This window comes from Burkholderia sp. KCJ3K979, from assembly GCF_016759955.1.
Taxonomy (GTDB): Bacteria; Pseudomonadota; Gammaproteobacteria; order Burkholderiales; family Burkholderiaceae; genus Burkholderia; species Burkholderia orbicola.
The window spans coordinates 33,281-52,070 of the sequence record NZ_JACFYV010000009.1; the positions used below are offsets into that span (position 1 = coordinate 33,281).

17 protein-coding genes are annotated in these 18,790 nt (G+C 65.2%); 7 read left to right on the forward strand and 10 right to left on the reverse strand.

Annotated elements, in window-relative coordinates:
- Window positions 1–48 precede the first annotated feature (48 nt).
- Window positions 49–1,281, forward strand: coding sequence for an MFS transporter (locus tag H3O04_RS03935; RefSeq protein ID WP_202587179.1), 1,233 nt, complete (start codon window positions 49–51; stop codon window positions 1,279–1,281).
- A 113-nt stretch (window positions 1,282–1,394) separates the two neighbouring features.
- Here the strand turns inward: H3O04_RS03935 and H3O04_RS03940 are convergent, their stop codons facing one another.
- The 3 genes from H3O04_RS03940 to H3O04_RS03950 all read right to left on the reverse strand — a co-directional run bounded on the left by H3O04_RS03940 (window position 1,395) and on the right by H3O04_RS03950 (window position 4,795).
- Window positions 1,395–2,444, reverse strand: a complete 1,050-nt coding sequence (locus tag H3O04_RS03940) for a class I SAM-dependent methyltransferase (RefSeq protein ID WP_237666167.1) — start codon at window positions 2,442–2,444, stop codon at window positions 1,395–1,397.
- Window positions 2,445–2,506: 62 nt separating this feature from the next.
- Window positions 2,507–3,409, reverse strand: a complete 903-nt coding sequence (locus H3O04_RS03945) for an NAD(P)-dependent oxidoreductase (protein ID WP_202587180.1) — start codon at window positions 3,407–3,409, stop codon at window positions 2,507–2,509.
- A 57-nt stretch (window positions 3,410–3,466) separates the two neighbouring features.
- Complete coding sequence (locus H3O04_RS03950; RefSeq protein WP_202587181.1) at window positions 3,467–4,795, reverse strand: MFS transporter; 1,329 nt, start codon at window positions 4,793–4,795, stop codon at window positions 3,467–3,469.
- Between the two features lie 387 nt (window positions 4,796–5,182).
- On the opposite strand from H3O04_RS03950, the gene H3O04_RS03955 reads away from it, so the two are divergent.
- From H3O04_RS03955 to H3O04_RS03970, 4 genes are all read left to right on the forward strand, one after another.
- A complete protein-coding gene (locus tag H3O04_RS03955) occupies window positions 5,183–6,103 on the forward strand; it encodes a LysR family transcriptional regulator (protein ID WP_027808445.1) in 921 nt (306 codons plus the stop codon).
- Window positions 6,104–6,406: 303 nt separating this feature from the next.
- On the forward strand, window positions 6,407–7,510 hold the full coding sequence (locus tag H3O04_RS03960; protein WP_023475108.1) for a tartrate dehydrogenase: 1,104 nt from the start codon (window positions 6,407–6,409) through the stop codon (window positions 7,508–7,510).
- A 3-nt stretch (window positions 7,511–7,513) separates the two neighbouring features.
- Entirely contained in the window at window positions 7,514–8,962 is a 1,449-nt protein-coding gene (locus tag H3O04_RS03965) for an aldehyde dehydrogenase family protein (RefSeq protein ID WP_202587182.1), read from the forward strand.
- Between the two features lie 48 nt (window positions 8,963–9,010).
- Window positions 9,011–9,295 carry a hypothetical protein gene (locus H3O04_RS03970; RefSeq protein ID WP_237666168.1) on the forward strand — a complete coding sequence of 95 codons (285 nt, stop codon included), beginning with the start codon at window positions 9,011–9,013 and terminating at the stop codon, window positions 9,293–9,295.
- Here H3O04_RS03970 and H3O04_RS03975 read toward each other — a convergent pair.
- From H3O04_RS03975 to H3O04_RS03985, 3 genes are all read right to left on the reverse strand, one after another.
- Window positions 9,240–10,178, reverse strand: coding sequence for a PLP-dependent cysteine synthase family protein (locus tag H3O04_RS03975; protein ID WP_202587183.1), 939 nt, complete (start codon window positions 10,176–10,178; stop codon window positions 9,240–9,242). The genes H3O04_RS03970 and H3O04_RS03975 overlap by 56 nt on opposite strands.
- A gap of 46 nt (window positions 10,179–10,224) precedes the next feature.
- Window positions 10,225–10,755 carry an MAPEG family protein gene (locus H3O04_RS03980; protein WP_334028356.1) on the reverse strand — a complete coding sequence of 177 codons (531 nt, stop codon included), beginning with the start codon at window positions 10,753–10,755 and terminating at the stop codon, window positions 10,225–10,227.
- Between the two features lie 98 nt (window positions 10,756–10,853).
- Window positions 10,854–11,720 (reverse strand): NmrA family NAD(P)-binding protein, encoded by an 867-nt coding sequence (locus tag H3O04_RS03985; protein ID WP_124591840.1) that lies wholly within the window; start codon window positions 11,718–11,720, stop codon window positions 10,854–10,856.
- 209 nt (window positions 11,721–11,929) lie between these two features.
- On the opposite strand from H3O04_RS03985, the gene H3O04_RS03990 reads away from it, so the two are divergent.
- Complete coding sequence (locus H3O04_RS03990) at window positions 11,930–12,862, forward strand: LysR family transcriptional regulator (RefSeq protein ID WP_105798140.1); 933 nt, start codon at window positions 11,930–11,932, stop codon at window positions 12,860–12,862.
- 132 nt (window positions 12,863–12,994) lie between these two features.
- Here H3O04_RS03990 and H3O04_RS03995 read toward each other — a convergent pair whose 3' ends face one another.
- Window positions 12,995–13,957, reverse strand: coding sequence for a GlxA family transcriptional regulator (locus tag H3O04_RS03995; protein WP_202587184.1), 963 nt, complete (start codon window positions 13,955–13,957; stop codon window positions 12,995–12,997).
- A gap of 77 nt (window positions 13,958–14,034) precedes the next feature.
- Between H3O04_RS03995 and H3O04_RS04000 the strand changes: the two genes are divergently transcribed.
- The gene (locus H3O04_RS04000; protein ID WP_260632523.1) at window positions 14,035–15,033 is read left to right on the forward strand and encodes an SDR family oxidoreductase; all 999 of its coding nucleotides are present in this window, start codon (window positions 14,035–14,037) and stop codon (window positions 15,031–15,033) included.
- Window positions 15,034–15,200: 167 nt separating this feature from the next.
- Here the strand turns inward: H3O04_RS04000 and H3O04_RS04005 are convergent, their stop codons facing one another.
- The 3 genes from H3O04_RS04005 to H3O04_RS04015 are packed head-to-tail and all read right to left on the reverse strand — an operon-like array spanning window position 15,201 to window position 18,665.
- Window positions 15,201–15,941 (reverse strand): GntR family transcriptional regulator, encoded by a 741-nt coding sequence (locus H3O04_RS04005; protein WP_124477671.1) that lies wholly within the window; start codon window positions 15,939–15,941, stop codon window positions 15,201–15,203.
- Window positions 15,938–17,320 (reverse strand): aspartate aminotransferase family protein, encoded by a 1,383-nt coding sequence (locus H3O04_RS04010; RefSeq protein ID WP_023475116.1) that lies wholly within the window; start codon window positions 17,318–17,320, stop codon window positions 15,938–15,940. The genes H3O04_RS04005 and H3O04_RS04010 overlap by 4 nt, the downstream gene beginning before the upstream one ends.
- A 10-nt stretch (window positions 17,321–17,330) precedes the next feature.
- On the reverse strand, window positions 17,331–18,665 hold the full coding sequence (locus H3O04_RS04015; protein WP_202587185.1) for a glutamine synthetase family protein: 1,335 nt from the start codon (window positions 18,663–18,665) through the stop codon (window positions 17,331–17,333).
- Window positions 18,666–18,790 lie beyond the last annotated feature (125 nt).

Consider the following 18,790-nt stretch of genomic DNA (forward strand, 5'->3'; position numbering starts at 1 on the left):
CATTACCGCTGTCCTCCGTCCACGCCCGATACCGTGCCGAACACCGTCATGCCGGACACCACGCGCCCCGCTCGCCTGAACTTCGCGCTCATGTTGCCGCTGCTGCTGGCGGCCCAGCCGGTGGCGACCGACAGTTATCTGCCGGCCCTGCCTGAAATCGCCGCGACGCTGGGTTCCGCCAGCGTCAGTCTCACGGTTTTCGCATTGATATTCGGTGTCGGACAATTGCCGATGGGCGGTCTTTCCGACCGCATCGGCCGTCGTCCCGTCTTGCTGACCGGCCTTGCGCTCTATGCGCTGAGTGCATTGGCGGCGGCGCTAGCGTCGAGCGCCGCGATGCTGGTGGCCGCGCGTGCGATACAGGGTTTTGCGATGGCCGCGATCCTGGTATGCGCGCGTGCGACGGTACGTGACCGGTATTCGGCCGGCGACGGCCCGTACGTGATGGCGCGCGGTTTTATGGGAATGGGGATGATGGCGTTCCTTGCCCCGATTCTCGGCGCGTATGTCACGCAGCACGCGGGCTGGCGATGGGTACTCGCGGGGATGAGCCTGTATGCGTTCGGCTTGCTCGTCATGTGCTGGTACGGCTTCGAGGAAAGCGCCGCCAGAATCGCGCCGGGCCGGAACTCGACCGGGGACGTGCGCGAGATATTCGGCAATGCCCCGTTCAGGGTATGGACGCTGCTGGCCGCGTCGACGTACACCGGCATGTTCTGTTTTCTGCTGCTTTCTCCGACGATTTACATCCGGCAGCTCGGCATCTCGCCCCAGCGATACGGCTGGATACCGGCGAGCGGAACGCTCGTCTATGTTCTCAGTACCGTTGGCTGCCGACACTTGCTGCGACGTCAAAGCATGCTACGAACGGTGCGCCAAGGCGCGACTTTGAGCCTGTCAGGCGCGGTGATTCAGGCATTGGGGTGCGCGCTGCTTCCCGGCAGCATCTGGCCGCTGCTCGTCGGGCACGGCGTGTATTGTCTCGGGCACGGAATCCATCAGCCATGCGGGCAGGCAGGCGCGGTCAGCGGCCTGCCTCATCTTGCCGGCCGCGCGGTATCGTGGTCCGGCTTCATCATGATGTTCTTCGCTTTCAGCGTGGGACAGACGGCGGCGGTTTTCACCGATCCGCACTATCAGTCGGGCGCGTGGCCGATGGTGGTGCCGATGCTTGGCGTCGGCGTTACGCTGGTTACGATTGCGTTTGTGTGGTTGCCGAAAATCGGTGGCGCGACTTTGGGCGCGGCAGCAGTTCCGACGCCGGCGGTAGATGGTCGGTGAGTTGTGGTGGGAACTCGGTGGAAAGCGGCGGGATGGGTGTCCAGCGCGTCTCTTGTGACCGCCAAATGGACTTGGTGAACGTGATACTCGACAAGGACGCTGCGAGCGAGCATCTAGGCAGCAGTGGCCTGAACAAGACGCAGGCCCCACCCAGTTTGCAACGTACCGTCTTCGCCTTGCATGGGCGCGAACGCCGACAACAGTTCACTTTTGAACTGCGCGCGCGCCGCTTCCGACATCCGGTCGGCATCGTAGGTGTCCAGCATGTCCAACCACAGCTGCTCGGGTGTAGGTGTCCAGTCGATTTCGATGTCTTCAAAAGCCACATCAACAAAATCGGGCTTGAGTAGTTCTTGCCACCCCGCTTCACTGCGCGTGCGCGCATCACCGAGTCGCAACCCTGTGAGCCGATCCTTCGCGATTGGCTTGAAGATGTCCAAAAAGACTTCGCCGACCTTGCCAGTCAAAAAGCTCCGTCCGACGATAGCGGAAAAGCTGCCGCCGTCACGCAATACCCGGCGAATCTCTCGAACAACTTGTTCGATATCGTCCATCAACATGAGAGCCATGTGCGACAGCACGTAGTCTACTGAGCCGCTATCGAGCGACATTTCTTGTGCACGCTCGTTGAGCAATCGTATTTCGTGCGGCAATATTCCCCGAGCCACGCTTAACTCGCCATCGCTCATGTCTATGCCAATTAGCTTCGTTGCTGCATGCCCCCTGTCATTCAGAATTTGCAGCAATGGCCCGTCACCGCATGCCAGATCGAGCACAGTCCGCGACATTGCTTCATTCGGTACACGATTCGCCAGTGCGTGATAGGAGGACGGGTATGCTGCCTGCGCAGATCGTGCAGGTCGATTACCATAGGCTCGACGCGTTGCTCCTGCCCGGCGGCGATGAAAATCTTTCAGATATATTTCTGCGTACGAGGTCATTCTTGCGCCATTCGATTGTTCGCTAGTTGGGAGCACTCGTGACGCTAGAGCCCGACCCCCAAGCGGATTGTCGACGAACCAGACCACGATGTCGAACGTCTCAAAATGGCCGGCAGCCACCACCCGGCGCCGCTCGACCGACAACGTCGGACCGTGGCTATGCAGCTCGGCGTCCAGCTGTGTGACGGGGCAGTCGATGTCGGCGGATGGCGTGCTCACCATGCGCTGAGCACGCTGCCCCTCCCGACGTCGATCCAGCCCCACACGCACGGCCGCACAACGCATCAACGCGACGTACCCTCGTCGCCCGCGCCCCCCACCATCAGCACATCCGACAACTTCAACACCGGACAATGCGCCCCCGCGCCCGCAACGGCATCACGATACGTATCCGTAACAGCCGTCGCGATCCCATGAGCCGCGGCGACGCCTTCGGCCATCGCCGAGTAGTACGACAGGTCCTTGAGCGCGTTCGCCATATGGAACGGCAGCGCGGACGTGTCGCCGGTCTCCAGGAACGGACGCATCCGGTTCAGCGCGGCGCCGCCGCCACCGCCGTTGGCGAGCACGTCGGCGAGCACCGCGACGTCCACGCCCGAGCGCTTCGCGCACGCGACGGCTTCCGACAGCAGCGCGATGGTCCCGAGCGACACATAGTTGTGCAGCAGCTTCATGCTGTGCCCGGCCCCGACATCGCCGACACGCGTGATGTTTTCCGCGAAGCACGCGAGCACCGGCCTGATCTCGGCAAACAACGCGGGCGTCGCACCGACCAGCAGGTTCAGCCGGCCCTCGTGCGCCTCCCTGGCGCCGCGTGTCATCGGCGCGTCGACGAAGCGCCCGCCTGCCGCTTCGACGAGTCGCGCCATTCTGACGGTCGATTCGGGAACGGCGGTCGAACAATCGACGACGATCGCGTTGTCCTTCAACCCGGCCAACACGCCGTCTTCACCGGTGAGCACCGCTTCCACTTCGGGCGAACCCGTCACGCAGAGGATGACGACGTCCGCTTGCGCGGCCAGTTCGCGCGCGGTCCGCACGGTCCGTACGCCGCCGCGCAGCAGTTCGTCGAGCGGCTGATTGCCCGGATGCTCGACGACCGTGAGCGGATAACCGTGCTTCAGCACGTTGCGCGCAATACCATGCCCCATCAAACCCACGCCGATCAGGCCAATCTGCTGTTTCATGTCGTTCCCGTCAAAAGATCGCACCGCGGCGCAGCGCCGCGGCGAAATGGATAGTCGTTACCGGTCGACGAGCCGTGCCGGCAGCAGCATCGTGAGGACGAGGCCCAGCAACAGGCACCCGACCATCACGAACAGCGGCGCGGCAAGACTGCCGGACGCCTGCTTCAGGTAGCCGACCGCATAGGGCCCGAAGAAGCCGCCGAGGTTCCCGAACGAGCTGATCACCGCGATGCCCATCGATACCGACGCGGTGCCGAGCGCCGCGGTCGGCATGCTCCAGAACAGCGGCGGAAACGAGATGAGCCCCGCGTTCGCGATGCAGAGGGCGAACATGCCGAGCCACAGCTGATCGTGCCAGACGACCGACAGCCCGAGCCCGGTCGCGCCCATCAGCAAAAGGGCGGCGACGTGCAGCCGCTGCCGGCCGCGCCGGTCCGCGCTGCGTCCGAACAGGACCATCACGACCACGGCCACCGCATTCGGCAGCGCGGCGAGCAAGCCGATGACGAAATCGCTGCCGATGCCCATCTGCTTGATCATCGTCGGCGCCCAGAATGTATAGCCGTAAATCGCGAACACGTCGAGAAAGTAGATCACGCAAAACGCCCACACGAGCCAGTGCGAGAACAGGCCGCGGTGATTGACCGACTCGGTCGTCGCACGATCTTCCGCCAGCACGCGCGCCAGGATGGCGCGCTCCGCTTGCGAGAAACGCCCGCTGCGCGTGACGTCGTCGTCGAGGCCCTTCCATACATACAGCGCAGCCACGAATGCGGGCAGCGACTCGAGAATGAAGATCCATTTCCAGCCCGGAATCTGCATCGCCCCGTCGAAATACTGAAGAATGAAGCCGGTCAACGGCGATCCGATCAGCCCGGCCAGCGCGAGCGCCGCATAGAACATCGATAGAATCCGCGCGCGCCGCCGCCCCGGAAACGAACGGGCCATGTAGAGCACGATGGCCGGGATGAAGCCGGCCTCGGCGACGCCGAGCAGAAAGCGCATCACGTAGAACTGCATCGGCGTGGACACGAACGCCGTCAATCCCGACACGACGCCCCAAGACACGACGATCCGCGTGATCCAGCGGCGCGGCCCGACGCGCAACAGCAGCATGTTGCTCGGCACCTCGAAGATCACGTAACCGAGAAAGAATATCCCTGCACCGAAGCCGAACACCGCGTCGGAAAAGCCCAGGTGCTGGCTCATCTGCAGTTTGGCGAAGCTGACGTTCACGCGATCGATGTATGACGTGACGTACGCGAACATCAAAATGGGCAGGATTTGCACGGCGAGCCGGCGAAAGATCCGGTCCTCCTGTGCGAGGTCGTGCGCCGATGCCGGGGCGGCGAGGTCGCCCGGGTTGCAGGCCGCGTCGATTTCCACGTTTGTCTCCGAAAGTTCATGGATGGCCCCGCGTGCGTGCTTGCGTCGTCACGCGTGCAGTCGCTGTCGAGATAGGTGTGTGCGACAGGAGGCGGTTCGAATCTACCGGCTGCCCCGCCCACCCGATATGCGAAATCCTTCAAGCGGCACTTCGAATATCTCGAACGCCCGCGCGGGCCGGCCATCATACGGTGCAATGCACAAGCCACGGAAAAACAGTTTCCGGCCGCCGATCGCTCACGCGACACGGGCCATCGCGGCGTGACGGCGGTGTCGCGGTGTGCGGCGCACCATTCGCGGCCAGTCAGGGTTAGCACCACTTCGCCCGATACCGTCGCGCGCAGCGATGAATGACATACTTGCCGCAGTTTCAATCGGAGCCCGCGCTTGTTCGATCTCACGTCCCTCGCCCTGTTCGTCCGTGCAGCCGAGCTGGGCAGCCTGTCGCGCGCCGCGCAACAGTCCCACATGTCGCTTTCCACCGCAAGCCGCAGGATCGCGCTGCTCGAGCATCACTTTCGCGTGGTGCTGCTGAACCGCACGGTGGCCGGCGTCGAACTCACGCCCGCCGGCGAAGCGCTGTTGCGCCACGCGACCGACCTGCTGCTGCGCACCGATGCGATCTACAGCGAACTGTCCGACTATACGAAAGGCGCGGTCGGCCGCGTCCGCGTGTTCGCGAACATCTCGGCGATCAGCCAGGATCTGCCCGATCAGTTGCGCACCTTTTCGCAACGCTATCGCGACATCAAGCTGCAGATCAGCGAGCTGAGAAGTTCCGACATCCTGCAGGCGCTGCGCGAAGGCCGCGCGGACGTCGGCATCGTCACGTCGCGCACCGCGCCCGAGGGCATCCACCTCGCGCCTTACTGCATGGATCGGGCCAGCGTGGTCGTCCCCGACGACTACCCGCTCAGCGGCGATTCGATCGATTTCAGCGCGTTGCTCGACCACGATCTGGTCGCGCTCGACGACCGCTCGGAACTCACGCGTTCGCTCGTCAGGGAAGCGGCGCTGCTCGGCAAGTCGGTCCGTTTCCGCGTGCAGGTGCAGAGCTTCGAAGCCATGTGCCGGCTGATCGCGGCAGGGCAAGGCATCGGCATCCTGCCCGAACGCGCGGTCGCGCTGTTTCGCGAACCGATGCGCCTGCGTTTCATTCGCCTCAACGATCCGTGGGCCAATCGCGTCATGTCGGTCGGCATTCGCGCCGGCGCCGTGCCGCTGCCGACGCGCAAGCTGTTCGAGTTCCTCGCCTCGTTCGCGCCGCCTTCGCTCGTCTCCGGTGAAGCCGGGCAGTCGAACGACTGACTGCGCCGCCACGCGTGCGCGCGCGCCGGCGTGTTGCAGATTTTCGAAGGTCCCGTTCACGAATCCGCACTTCCTGCCGATGCCGGCGACGCAGTAGATTCGACGGACAGATTCAATAGTCCGCCGGTTACCGCAACGGAAGAGACACGGGAGACATGCCGACGCGATCCGAGGGGAATCGGATGCAGCGTTGCGTATCAAAGGCCGCCGCGCAGCAGTTCGACGCGGCCCGGCTCGCGCAGCTTCCCCATGTCTGCCCCTCCCGTGCGGGACGCCAGCTTCATCATGGAGGCTTCCCGCAACATGAAGAACCCGCACCGCATCGCGGTCATCGCCGGCGACGGCATCGGCAAGGAAGTGATGCCCGAAGGCCTGCGCGTGCTGCGCGCCGCCGCGGATCGCTTCGACATTCCGCTGGCGTTCGACGAATTCGGCGACTGGTGTACCGATCACTACGTGCGCCACGGCACGATGATGCCGGCCGACTGGGCGCGGCAGATCGGCGCGCACGACGCCATTTTCTTCGGGGCCGTCGGCGCGCCCGATATCGTGCCGGACCACGTCGCCGTGTGGGAATCGCTGATCAAGATCCGGCGCGAGTTCGATCAATACGTGAACCTGCGCCCGGTGCGCCTGATGCCGGGCGTGCCCGCGCCGCTCGCCGGGCGCCAGCCGGGCGACATCGACTTCATCGTCGTGCGCGAGAACACGGAAGGCGAGTATTCGTCGGTGGGCGGCCGGATGTTTACCGGAACCGACCGCGAGATCGCCGTGCAGCAGTCGGTTTTCTCGCGCGTCGGCGTCGACCGCGTGCTCAGGTTCGCATTCGAACTCGCCCGCTCGCGCCCGCGCAAGCAGCTGACGGCGGCGACGAAATCCAACGGCATCTCGATCACCATGCCGTTCTGGGACGAGCGCCTCGCCGAAATGGCCCGGTCGTTCCCGGACATCGAAACGCGCAAATATCACATCGACATACTGTGCGCGCACTTCGTCCAGAATCCGGATCGCTTCGACGTCGTCGTCGCCTCGAACCTGTTCGGCGACATCCTGTCCGACCTCGGCCCCGCGTGTACCGGCACGATCGGCATCGCGCCGTCGGCGAACCTGAACCCGGAGCGGCGCTTCCCTTCGCTGTTCGAGCCGGTGCACGGCTCGGCGCCCGACATCGCGGGCCGCGGCATCGCGAACCCGATCGGGCAGATCTGGTCGGCCGCGTTGCTGCTTCAACACCTCGGTCGCGGCGAATCGCGCTACGAAGCCGCGGCCGCCGAAATCGTCGCGGCGATCGAATCCGTGCTCATCGCCGGCCCACACACCCGCGACATGGGCGGCACGGCCAGCACCGAAGAACTGGGCGCCGCGATTGCACACACCATCGCGAATCCCGCATCGATCGAGGAATGACCCATGCAATTTGATCACTACATCGACAACGCCCGCGTCGTACCGAATACCGGCGCGCGGATCGACGTCGTCGACCCGAGCACCGGCGAACCGTTCGCGACGATCGCGCGCGGCAATGCGACCGACGTGCAGCGCGCCGTTTCCGCCGCACAGCGCGCGATGGGCGACACGCTCGACGGCCCGTGGGCGAAGCTGTCGCCGGTCGAACGCAGCAACCTGCTGTTCGCGTACGCCGCGGCCGTCTCGCAGCATGCGGACGAACTCGCGCAGCTCGAAGCGCGCGACACCGGCAAGGCGCTGAACACCGCCCGTACCGATGCCGCGGTGCTCGCGCGCTACCTCCAGTACTACGCCGGATGCGTCGACAAGCTGCACGGCGACACACTGCCCTACACCGCCGGGTTCACGGTATTGACGGTGCGCGAACCGATCGGCGTGACCGGCCACATCATTCCGTGGAATTACCCGATGCAGATCTACGGTCGCTCGGTCGGCGCGTCGCTCGCCGCCGGCAATGCGTGCGTGGTCAAGCCGGCGGAGGACGCGAGCCTGTCCATTCTGCGGCTGGCGGAAATCGCGGCCGAGGTCGGCTTTCCGGCCGGCACCGTCAACGTCGTCACGGGGCTGGGCGGCGAAGCCGGCGCGGCGCTGTCGGCCCATCCCGGCATTCGTCACATCTCGTTTACCGGATCGACGGGAACGGGCGCGCTGGTCGGCCGTGCGGCCGCCGAACGTCACTGCCCGGCAGTGCTCGAGCTGGGCGGCAAGTCGCCCCAATTGCTGTTCGACGATGCCGACCTCGATCAGGCGCTGCCCGTCATCGTCAACGCGATCGTGCAGAACGCGGGGCAGACCTGCTCGGCCGGCAGCCGGCTGCTCGTCCAGCGCACCGTCTACGAACGCGTGCTCGATCGTCTCGCGCAGCAATTCGAGCGGCTGCGTTCGGGGCCGCCGTCGATGAATCTGGAGATGGGGCCGCTCGTCAATGCAAAGCAGCATGCACGGGTGCGGGCCATCGTCGAGCGCGCGCAGGCCGACGGCATTCGCGTGGCGGCGCGCGGCACCATCGCGGCCGGCGCATCGGGCGCAGGCTACTACCAGGAAGCGGTGCTGTTCCGCGACGTGCCGCCCGACAGCGAGCTCGCGCAGGAAGAGGTATTCGGCCCGGTGCTCGCGGCCATGCCGTTCGACGACGAAGACGCGGCGGTCGCCCTCGCGAACGGCACGCAGTATGGCCTCGTCGCGGGTGTCTGGACCCGCGACGGCGCCCGCGCGCTGCGGCTCGCGCGCAAGCTGCAGGCCGGACAGGTCTTCATCAACAACTACGGCGCGGGCGGCGGCGTGGAACTGCCGTTCGGCGGCGTGAAGGCAAGCGGGTATGGCCGCGAGAAAGGCTTCGAGGCATTGCTCGGCTTTACCGCGCTGAAGACCATCGCGATCCGGCACGATTGATCGCGGCCACGCTGCGACGGCCGTTCGGGCCGTCGCCGGAGAATCGCCATGTCCCGACTGACCATCGTGGGCGCCGGCCGCGTCGGCCAGACGCTCGGCAACCTGATCGTCGCGAACCGTGTCGTCGACGTGGGGCAAATCTACGATCGTGACATCGCGTGCGCCGCCGTGGCATTCGTCGGCGCCGGCCGAGCGGTCGACGATCTCGCTCGGGTCGAGCCCGCCGACATCTGGCTGCTGTCCGTACCGGACACCCGGATACGATCCCCCAAAACCATCAACCGATCGTTTGCGCGAACGACTTCAGATACTTCATGCCCGTGTCGCACATGATCGTCACGATCGTGGCGTCCGGGCCGAGCCGTTCGGCGAGTCGCAATGCGCCGGTCACGTTGGCGCCGGTCGACGTACCGCAGAACAGCCCCTCCTCCGCGGCCAGTCGGAACGCCATGGCTTTTGCGTCCTCCGTCGAGACACGCTCGAGCTCGTCGGCGATGCCGTCGCGCCAAAGCGGCACGACATAGCCCGCGCCGATCCCGTCGATCTTGTGCGCGCCGGTCGGCCCACCCGACAGCACCGCCGATTCGGCCGGCTCGACACCGGCGATCCGGATGCGTGCGTCATGCTCGCGCAAGCGCCGCGAAATCCCGCGCAGCGACGCAGCCGTACCGACGCTCTGGACGAAACCGTCGAGACGGCCGCCGGTCTGCTCCCAGATCTCGTCGGCCATCTTCGTATAGGCGTCGAGCTGATCGGTGTTTTCCATCTGCGCGGTGATGTATGCGCCCGTCTCGCCGGCAATCCGATGCGCTTCGCGAATCATGTCCTTCGTCAGCTTCTCGGTTTGCCTGCCGTTGTCGCTCGGGACGAGCGTCAGCTTCGCGCCAAGCAGGCGCATGTGATCGAGCTTCTCCTTCGAGAACGCATCCGACGAGACCAGATGCAGCGGATGCCGCTTGACGGCGCACACCAGCGCGAGCGACACACCCGTGCTGCCGCCGGTGTACTCGACCACCGCGCCGCCGGGCTTCAGGCGCCCATCGCGCTCGGGCGCTTCGATCATCGCGAGCGCGATCCGGTCTTTCATGCTGCCGGTCGGATTCTGACTTTCGAGCTTGACGAACAGACGCGCGCCGTTCTTCGGGACAACGTGTCGTAACGGGACGAGCGACGTGTTGCCGATCGTGTCGAGGATGCTGCCGGGAGTCGATTTCATGTTGACCTCTGAAGTGAGCGAATGGGCAAGACCAGGCGGGTAGCCGTCAGGTCGCGCGACCGAGCAGCGCGACAGCGAACGTGAGCGTTGCCGCGAAGCCGGTCAGGAAAGCGATCGTGCGAACAACCGGAATGCCTGCGGCGTAAACGACGTAGTGAACCAGCCGCGCCCCCAGATAGAGCCTGGCCGAGAACGCCGTCGCCGGGCTGCTCGCCCCCGTCATTGCGCACATCAATACGAGCGGGGCGAACACGGCAAGATTCTCGATCGCGTTCGCATGCGCACGCCGTGCGCGTTCCGCCCATGGCGGATCGGGCGGATGGGACGGATCGGGATTGCTCAAGGCCGCCATCAGGCCACGCGTCATGATTCTGGCCAGCATGTAAGGAATCCACATCAGCAGCGTCGCGATCGCGGTCAGCGTCAGCAGGTGAAGTTCTGGCGAAAATGTCATCGGATTGGCCTCTATCGGACTGAGCCGCAGGCGGGATCTGCGGATGCCGGAAATGCTTCGCAGTCTAGACTCGGGACGAGGCCGCTCGCCATAGTCATAAATGACATTAATAGCGACATTCACGACACCCCTTCGACATGAAAGCCGCTATCCGTCCGACCGGAAATCCGATGCATGGGCGGGGGTAGCGCAGCGCGCCACGCGCCGCCCGCTGCATTCAATCAGACCGTACGCGACACGAGCTCGCCCAGAACCGTGTCCAGTGCAACATGGCCGCGCAGGATTTCTTCAGGATCGCTTTCGAAATCGATCCAGCCTTCGTTGAAGCCGTCCAGCATGCGCATGCGGGGAAGCGGATGCTTCATGCCCTGCGCGCGAAACAGCGCTTCCCACGTTCGTCTGTCGACGACTTCCGCGCGTACGTTCCGGCCCAACACCCGAGCGAAGGCCAGCGCGAGATCGTTGGGGCTCACCCGGCGCGGGCCTTCGAGCTCGACGACACGCACCCCGCTCCACGTCTGCTGGAGCAGTTCTGCCGCCACGCGGCCGACGTCCGCGGTGGCGACCATCGGCACGGGCTTGTCGAGCGGCTGCAGGTAACTGGCGACGACGCCCTCGTCGCGCGCGGACGCGACATCCCATGCGGCGTTCTCCATGAACCAGCCGGGCCGCAGGAACGTCACCGGCATCGGCATCTCGCGCAGCGCCTGCTCCATCAGCGCGAGTTGCGTGAGCAGATTGGGCTCGTCGGCCTGCGCGCCGATCGTCGACAGACACACGACCCTGTCGGGGCGCGCCTTCAGCAGCGCGGCGGATACGGCCTCGATCACCTTTCGCGCTTCGGGAAACCCGGGCGCCGGATCGAACACCGGCGGCAGCAGGATGAACACGCCCGTCGCGCCGGCGAATGCGTCGGCGAGCGACGCCGGGTCTTCCATGAAAGCCGTCGCGATCTCGCACCCGCGCGCCGCCCATGCCGCTGCCCGCGTCGCGTCGCGCACGACCGCGCGCACGGGCCGTCCCGAGGCCAGCAGTTCACGGGCCAGTGCGCCGCCGACCTTGCCGGTGATTCCTGTGATTGCATACATTGCTCGTTCTCCATGTGTGAATACGTGGATCGCATTCTGGACAAACGCCGGCCAAAACAAAACGACATGGATGGCATCAGATAAGTGACAACGTGTCATCAATTCGGCATGATCGACATGGACGCCCGGCATGGCTACGCTGTGCGGCGTCGGCGTGTCGGCCTTCAGTGGGTCGTGCGCGATCCGCCACCGTATTCAGTCGAACCACCATGAGATCCAGTAGCGAGAAGCTGTCAGGCAGCATCAGCGTGTTCGCCGCCGTCGTCGATGCCGGGACGTTTTCGGCTGCCGCCGACGTCATCGGCATGACGCCGCCGGGCGTCAGTCGCGCGATCGCGCGGCTGGAAAAGAGGCTGAACATCCGGCTGTTCAACCGAACGACGCGATCGGTGTCGCTGACCGAAGAGGGCCGCCGCTTTTACGAGCAGGTCATGCCTCATCTCGCCGGGCTGGAGGAAGCCGCCGCGGCGGCCGCGGGCGGCGCCTCCGCGGTGCGCGGCAAGCTGCGCATCAATCTGGATCCGGTCGTCTACCGCGCCATTCTCGGGCCACGGCTCGATGCGTTCATGGATGCCCGTCCCGAACTCGAAATCGAGCTCATCGCGCGAGACAGCCTGGGCGACCTCGTAATGGACGGCTTCGACCTCGCCGTGCGCTTCGGCGAACCGCGGGCATCCAGCCTGATCGCGAGAAAGCTGCTCGATACCGGCGTCGTGACGGTCGCGGCGCCCTCGTACATCGCGCGCCGGGGCCGGCCGGCCAAACCCGAGGATCTCGAAAACCGGCACCACCGCTGCCTCGAATTTCGCAATCCGGAGACGGGCAAGCCGTTCGCATGGGAATTCCATCGCAAGCGCAAACGCATCGTGGTCGACACTCGGGGACGCCTCACGGTCAACGATCCGGGCGCACTGCTCAACGCGTGCCTCGCCGGTTCCGGCATTGCGCAGATGCTGCTGCTCGGTGCCGAGCCGCTGATCGCCGACGGCCGGTTGATCAACCTCTTTCCCGAATGGGCCGACGAGCGGTATCCGCTATACGCGTATTACCCGTCCCGGCATCACGTGCCGGCCAAGACCCGCGCATTCCTGGACTTCATGGTCGAACTGACGGGCATTCACGGGGGCGGCGGCGCGCGCTAGCGCTGTTCCGGTGGCGCCCACGGACCTCGTTTCGGCATTCGCAGCGCACGACAGCACCGCTGTCGACGCAGCGACGACGTTCGAGCCGGACCGCTCACCGTTGGCGAAGCAGTGCCGGCCGTACCGGGCACGCTACCGATTGTCGGCACGCAATTCCCGCACGCCTCGACCGAGCCTGCGACGCAGCAAGGCCCGCAACGTCGCCGAATCCGCGTAGCCCACCTCGCTCGCGATCGTCTCCAGGTCGTACCCCATCGACACGAGGGTCTGCGCCCGTTCGATTCGCAGATCCTGGAAGAACGCCAAGGGCGACTTCCCGAGTACCGCCTCGGTACGGCGTTGCAACGTGCGCGGTCCGACGGCTAGTGCGGCTGCCGCGGTCTGAAGCGAGAAACCGAGGGAAAGATGTTCGCGGGCCCAGCGCTCGAATCGCGCGATCAATGGATCGGCGTGTGCAAGGTAATCCGGAATGATGTATTCGGCCTGCGACGAACGCTTGTCGATCAGCATGAAGCGGGCCACGAGCGTGGCCAGTTCGGGACTGGCCTGACGCAGCAACCACAGCGCGAGGTCGAGATGGCCCATCGCCGACCCTGCCGTGACCACGCGATCCGCGGCGACGACCATGCGCGAATCGTTCAGATCGACTGCCGGATAACGTTGACGGAAAAAAGGCGACAGCGACCAGGTGGTCGTCGCCTCGCGATGATCCAGCAGCCCGGCTTCGGCCAGCAAGAACGTACCGATACAAGCGGCGGCGACGCCTACGCCGTCGGCATGCCACGCACGAAGGTGCGCCATCGCATCGCACACGTCTCGACGCTGCAGTGTCTCGATCAGGCGCTCCGGCTCCCTGATACCGGGCGCGGGCACGGCCACCCAGTCCGGGCGACGCACGCTGCTGGCCGGTTCCACCAGCATCGACAGTCCATGCGTGGTGCGGATGCGTTTGCGCACGCCCGCCACCGTCACGTCGAAGGGCGGTGCGGCGAAGCCCTGGGCTGCAGCCAGTTCGTTGGCCATCGCAAAGGTATCCAGCAGTACCGTCAGCCCGGTGTCGAACAGACCCTCGAGGGCCAGGATCGTCAATCTCATGTCGTAAACATCGCTATTAATGTCATTTACGACTATAGCCCGGTTTCCGGGCAAAGCCTAGACTGCGTGGCAACGTGGTGAAGACATCAGCTGCCTCGGTTTTCGATTACGTCACACGTTTCATCTCGACCGCATCGGGACTGCACGGACGGATGCGGTTGCGGTCCTCTAACCTCATTGGCTGGGAAACACTCAACATGTCCAGAACCATTCTGATCACCGGCGCCAGCAGCGGCTTCGGCCGCGACACCGCGGAAACACTCTCACGTGCCGGGCACCGGGTATTCGCGTCGATGCGTGACGTCGCCGGCCGCAACCGACCGCATGCCGATGCGCTGCGGGCGAGTGGCGTACAGGTCGTCGAACTCGATGTGACGGACGATGCGTCCGTCGAGCGCGGTGTCGCCTCCGTGCTGGAAAATTCGGGGCGCCTCGATGTCCTGATCAATAACGCGGGTATCGGTTCGGCCGGCGTTTCCGAGGCGTTCACGACGAAGCAGGTGCAGGCGCTCTTCGACGTGAATGTATTCGGCATCCAGCGAATGTCGAGAGCGGTATTGCCGACCTTCAGGAAACAGCGTGAAGGCCTGATCATGAACATCGGCTCGATACTCGGCCGCGTGACGTTTCCGTTCTTCGGTCTGTACGGTGCATCGAAGTTTGCGATCGAAGCGTTGACCGACAGCTACCGCTACGAATTGTCGACGTTGGGCATCGACGTCGTTCTCGTTCAACCCAGCAACTATCCAACGAATATCTTCGCCAGCGCGCAGCGGCCCGCCGACGCCGCGCGCGTGCCCGGCTACGGTGAAGCCGGTGCGATTCCGGACAAGATGGTGGAGACGTTGATGGCGTTGTTCGCGAGCGACCACGCGCCGGACCCGCACGACGTCGCCGAAGCCATCGCTCAACTCGTCGAGCAAGCACCGGGCACGCGCCCCGCACGTTGGGTCGTGGGTCAGTCATTCGGCGCCGACGCCCTCAACGCTCAAGCAGCAGCGATTCAGGCGCAGACACTGGAGAGCCTCGGGCTCGCGCACCTCGCCGGGCCGCAAGGACAATCCGCGGCGGCGTGAAGATACGTTCGCGGCAGAAAACATCCGTCGACGCGATGGTCCACCGACTACGCGTCGGACAACGATGACGGTGAACCGCACATCCGCGAACGCTCGCTGGACAGCGTATCGCGGTCTCTTCCATACGACGCCCTATGCGCCGACCATGCCGACCGTCACACCCGTGGTCAATCGCGTTTCAGTGTCGACCTCAGAAACTGTCCCGCCACGAAGATGTCGCGCTCCACTGCGCGTCGCGCCGCGGCGGCATCCCGCCTGTCCAGCGCATCCATCAGGTCTTCGTGGGCGTCGTTCAACACGGCGGAAGCTTCGGACGTGTCGAAGAGGCGGTTCGAGATCGGGCCGGCCTTCAGCCACAGCGTATCGATCAGCTCGAACAGCAACGGCGAGCCGGCCGCCTTGTAGAGCAGGACATGGAAGTCTTCGTTGGCGGCGAGGTAATCGGTGGCTTGGTCGGCCTTCAACGAAACGGCGGCCTGCTTCAGCGTTGGTTTATCTCCCTCGGACTTCCTCGCGCGAGCCGGCTGATCCGCAGGGTGTTTCAACGCCTTCGCCATGCGCTGGCAAAGCTTGCGCAGCGTGGCGAGTTCGGCCGGCTCGAGCCTCAGGCAGCCACGCTCGGCGGCCTCGCCTTCGAGCAGCATGCGCATTTGCAGCAGATCGTCGAACTCGGGCACCGTCAGCCGGGGGACGATCGTTCCGGCGTTGGGCACGTTCACCAGCGCGCCTTCGGCAGCCAGACGCTGCAGCGCGGCGCGCACCGGCATCTGCCCCACCCCCATCTCGGCTGCCACGTTGCGGATCTTCAAGCGCTCGCCGGGAAGGAAGCGGCCTACGGTGACCCATTGCCGCAACGTGGCGTAGATCGTGTCTTGCTGAGTGGTGGTGGGTTCGATGTCGTGACTCATGAATCGGTAGTGGCGGTGAGCGAAGCCAGCACGGTGTCGAATGCGGCAAGCAGGCGCTGCACGTGCATCCGGGTCGTGTCAGGGCAGACGAGCATCATATTGTGAAAAGGCGTGATCAACACGCCGCGGTTCAGCAACGCCAGATGCAGCGCGTGCTCCAGCTCGGCATCCATCACCGCCTCGGCCTGGCTGCCGTTGCGCGGCGGCTGCGGGCAGAACTGGAACTCCACCCGGGCGCCCACCTGGGTGACGCACCAGGGCAGGCCGTGGCGGGCGATGATCGTGCGCAGCCCGGCGGCCAGTTGCTCGGCCAGCGCGTGCATCGGGGCGAAGACCTCGGGCGTCATCAGGTGCGTGAGCGTGGCGCGCATCGCCGCCATGGCCAGCAGGTTGGCGGTCAGCGTGGTGCCGATGCCCGAGTGGCCCGGCGGTGCCGTGCGCTTGGCGGCCTCGGCGCGCTCGGCCAGCGCGGCGCTGAAACCATAGGCTGCGCACGGCATGCCGCCGCCCAGTGCCTTGCCCACCACCACGGCATCGGGCTGCAGGCCGTGAGCGCGCGCATAGCCGCCGGGGCCGCTGCTGAGCGTGTGGGTCTCGTCCAGGACCAGCAGGCTGCCGTGCCGGCGGATGAGGTCCTGCGCCTGCGCCCAGTAGCCCGGTTCCGGCAGCACCATGCCGATGTTGGTCATCACCGGCTCGGCCAGGACGCAGGCCACGTCGCCCGGGGCCAGCGCGGCTTCCAGCGCGGCCAGATCGTTGAATTCCACCACGCGCGTGGTGGTGGTGAGATCGTGCACCTGGCCCAGCAGGCTGGCGCGTTGCGTGGGTTGGCCGTCCACGAGGTCGACGAAGACGTCATCGACCGTGCCGTGGTAGCAGCCGTTGAACACCAGCAAGGTACGCCGCCCGGTGGCGGCACGTACCCAGCGCAGCAAGAAACGGTTGGCATCGCTGGCCGTCATCGCGAACTGCCATTTCGGCAGACCGAAATGCCGAGCCAGCAATTCACCCACGACGGATGCGTCCTCGTTGGGCAGCATGGTGGTCAGGCCGTGCCGTGCCTGGGTCGCCAGTGCCTCGGTCAGGACGGCCGGCGAATGGCCGAACATGGCGCCGGTGTCACCCAGGCAGAAGTCGGCCAGCGTGTGACCGTCCACATCGGTGAGTTGTGCCCCCTGTGCCTGGGCCACGTGCAGCGCGAAAGGCGTCGACCAGTCGTTCATCCAGTGCAGCGGCACGCCGAACATCAGCTGCGGCGCGGCGCGTGCGGACATCACTTGCGACTTCGGGTTGCGTTGCGCGTACTCGGCGCGCTCACGGGCGAGCAAGGCCTGTACGCGTTCGTGCGCGATGCCGGTATGTGGAAGGGTGCGGTTCATGACGGATTCCTCAAACCAGCAGTAACAGGTGCTCTCGTTCCCACGAACTGATCACCCGGTTGTAGGTGGAAAATTCCAGTTCCTTCACCGCGCAGAACGCGTCAACGAAGGTTTCGCCCAGGACCTCCTTCATCGCATCGCAGGCGCGCATGGCCTCGATCGCGTTTTCGAGATGGCGCGGCAATTCATGGGCAACGTTCCAGGCGCTGCCTTCGGTGGGCTCGCTGGGGTGCAGCCGTTCGCGCATGCCAATGTAGCCGCAGGCCAGCGTGGCGGCCATGGCCAGATAGGGATTGGCGTCGACGCCGGGCACGCGGTTTTCGACCCGGCGGGCGCCGGGGCCGGACTTGGGGACGCGGATACCGCAGGTGCGGTTGTCCTGGCCCCAGCGCACGTTGATGGGGGCCGACATGTAGGGCGCCAGCCGCCGGTATGAATTGACGTAGGGCGCCAACATCGGCATCACCTGCGGGATATAGGTTTGCAGTCCGCCGATGAAGTGGTGGAAGTGTTCGCTGGCTGTGCCGTCGGTATTGCTGAAGATGTTGCGGCCTTCGCCGTCGTTGATGCTCTGATGGATGTGCATCGCGCTGCCGGGTTCGCCCTCCATCGGTTTGGCCATGAACGTGGCAAATACGCCGTGGCGCAGCGCCGTCTCGCGCACCGTGCGCTTGAACAGGAAAACGCGGTCGGCCAGGGCGAGCGGTTCGCCGTGGCTGAAGTTGATCTCCATCTGCCCCGGGCCGGCCTCGTGGATCAGCGTTTCCACGCCTAGCTGGTGCTGGTCGCAGAAGGCGGACAGTTCCATGAAGAAGGGATCGAAGTCGTTCACCGCGTCGATCGAGTAGCTCTGCCGCCCCACCTCGGGCTTTCCGGTGCGCCCCAGCGGCGGCTGCAGCGGCTCGTGCGGGTTCTGATTGCGCGCCACCAGATAGAACTCCATCTCGGGCGCCACGATGGGCTGCCAGCCGCGTGCTTCGTACAGCGCCAGCACGCGACGTAGTACGGCGCGGGGCGACAGTTGCACCGGCTGGCCGTCCCACTCCAGGCAGTCGTGGATGACCACGGCCACCGGTTCGGCGGCCCACGGCACGATACGCACGGTGGCGGCGTCGGGCTTGCAGACCATGTCGGGATCGGTATCGCCGACGAAGGGGCTGTTGTCCGGCTGTTGCCCGTTCACGGTGTTGAGCAGCACGCTCTTGGGAATACGCATCTCGCCCGACGCCGTGAACAGATCGCGAGGCAGGATCTTGCCGCGCGCGATGCCCGTCATGTCGGGGATGACACACTCCACCTCACGGATGCGGTGCCGGGTCAGGAAGTCGCTCAAAGCGTCATTCATCGCATGTCACTCATGATGTGATCACAACATTGGGTGCTTATCGATGATATCGCGAAAATAAACAAATTTGTGATCACAAATGTAGTCCGATGAACTACAGGACAACTCGCGACAGCGCGAACACC

Bases quoted from the DNA above. Each gene is read 5' to 3' on its own strand.
- H3O04_RS03935 (WP_202587179.1), top strand. From the start codon at position 49: ATGCCGGACACCACGCGCCCCGCTCGCCTGAACTTCGCGCTCATGTTG.
- H3O04_RS03940 (WP_237666167.1), bottom strand. From the start codon at position 2,444: ATGGTGAGCACGCCATCCGCCGACATCGACTGCCCCGTCACACAGCTG.
- H3O04_RS03945 (WP_202587180.1), bottom strand. From the start codon at position 3,409: ATGAAACAGCAGATTGGCCTGATCGGCGTGGGTTTGATGGGGCATGGT.
- H3O04_RS03960 (WP_023475108.1), top strand. From the start codon at position 6,407: ATGAAGAACCCGCACCGCATCGCGGTCATCGCCGGCGACGGCATCGGC.
- H3O04_RS03965 (WP_202587182.1), top strand. From the start codon at position 7,514: ATGCAATTTGATCACTACATCGACAACGCCCGCGTCGTACCGAATACC.
- H3O04_RS03970 (WP_237666168.1), top strand. From the start codon at position 9,011: ATGTCCCGACTGACCATCGTGGGCGCCGGCCGCGTCGGCCAGACGCTC.
- H3O04_RS03975 (WP_202587183.1), bottom strand. From the start codon at position 10,178: ATGAAATCGACTCCCGGCAGCATCCTCGACACGATCGGCAACACGTCG.
- H3O04_RS03985 (WP_124591840.1), bottom strand. From the start codon at position 11,720: ATGTATGCAATCACAGGAATCACCGGCAAGGTCGGCGGCGCACTGGCC.
- H3O04_RS03990 (WP_105798140.1), top strand. From the start codon at position 11,930: ATGAGATCCAGTAGCGAGAAGCTGTCAGGCAGCATCAGCGTGTTCGCC.
- H3O04_RS03995 (WP_202587184.1), bottom strand. From the start codon at position 13,957: ATGAGATTGACGATCCTGGCCCTCGAGGGTCTGTTCGACACCGGGCTG.
- H3O04_RS04005 (WP_124477671.1), bottom strand. From the start codon at position 15,941: ATGAGTCACGACATCGAACCCACCACCACTCAGCAAGACACGATCTAC.
- H3O04_RS04010 (WP_023475116.1), bottom strand. From the start codon at position 17,320: ATGAACCGCACCCTTCCACATACCGGCATCGCGCACGAACGCGTACAG.
- H3O04_RS04015 (WP_202587185.1), bottom strand. From the start codon at position 18,665: ATGAATGACGCTTTGAGCGACTTCCTGACCCGGCACCGCATCCGTGAG.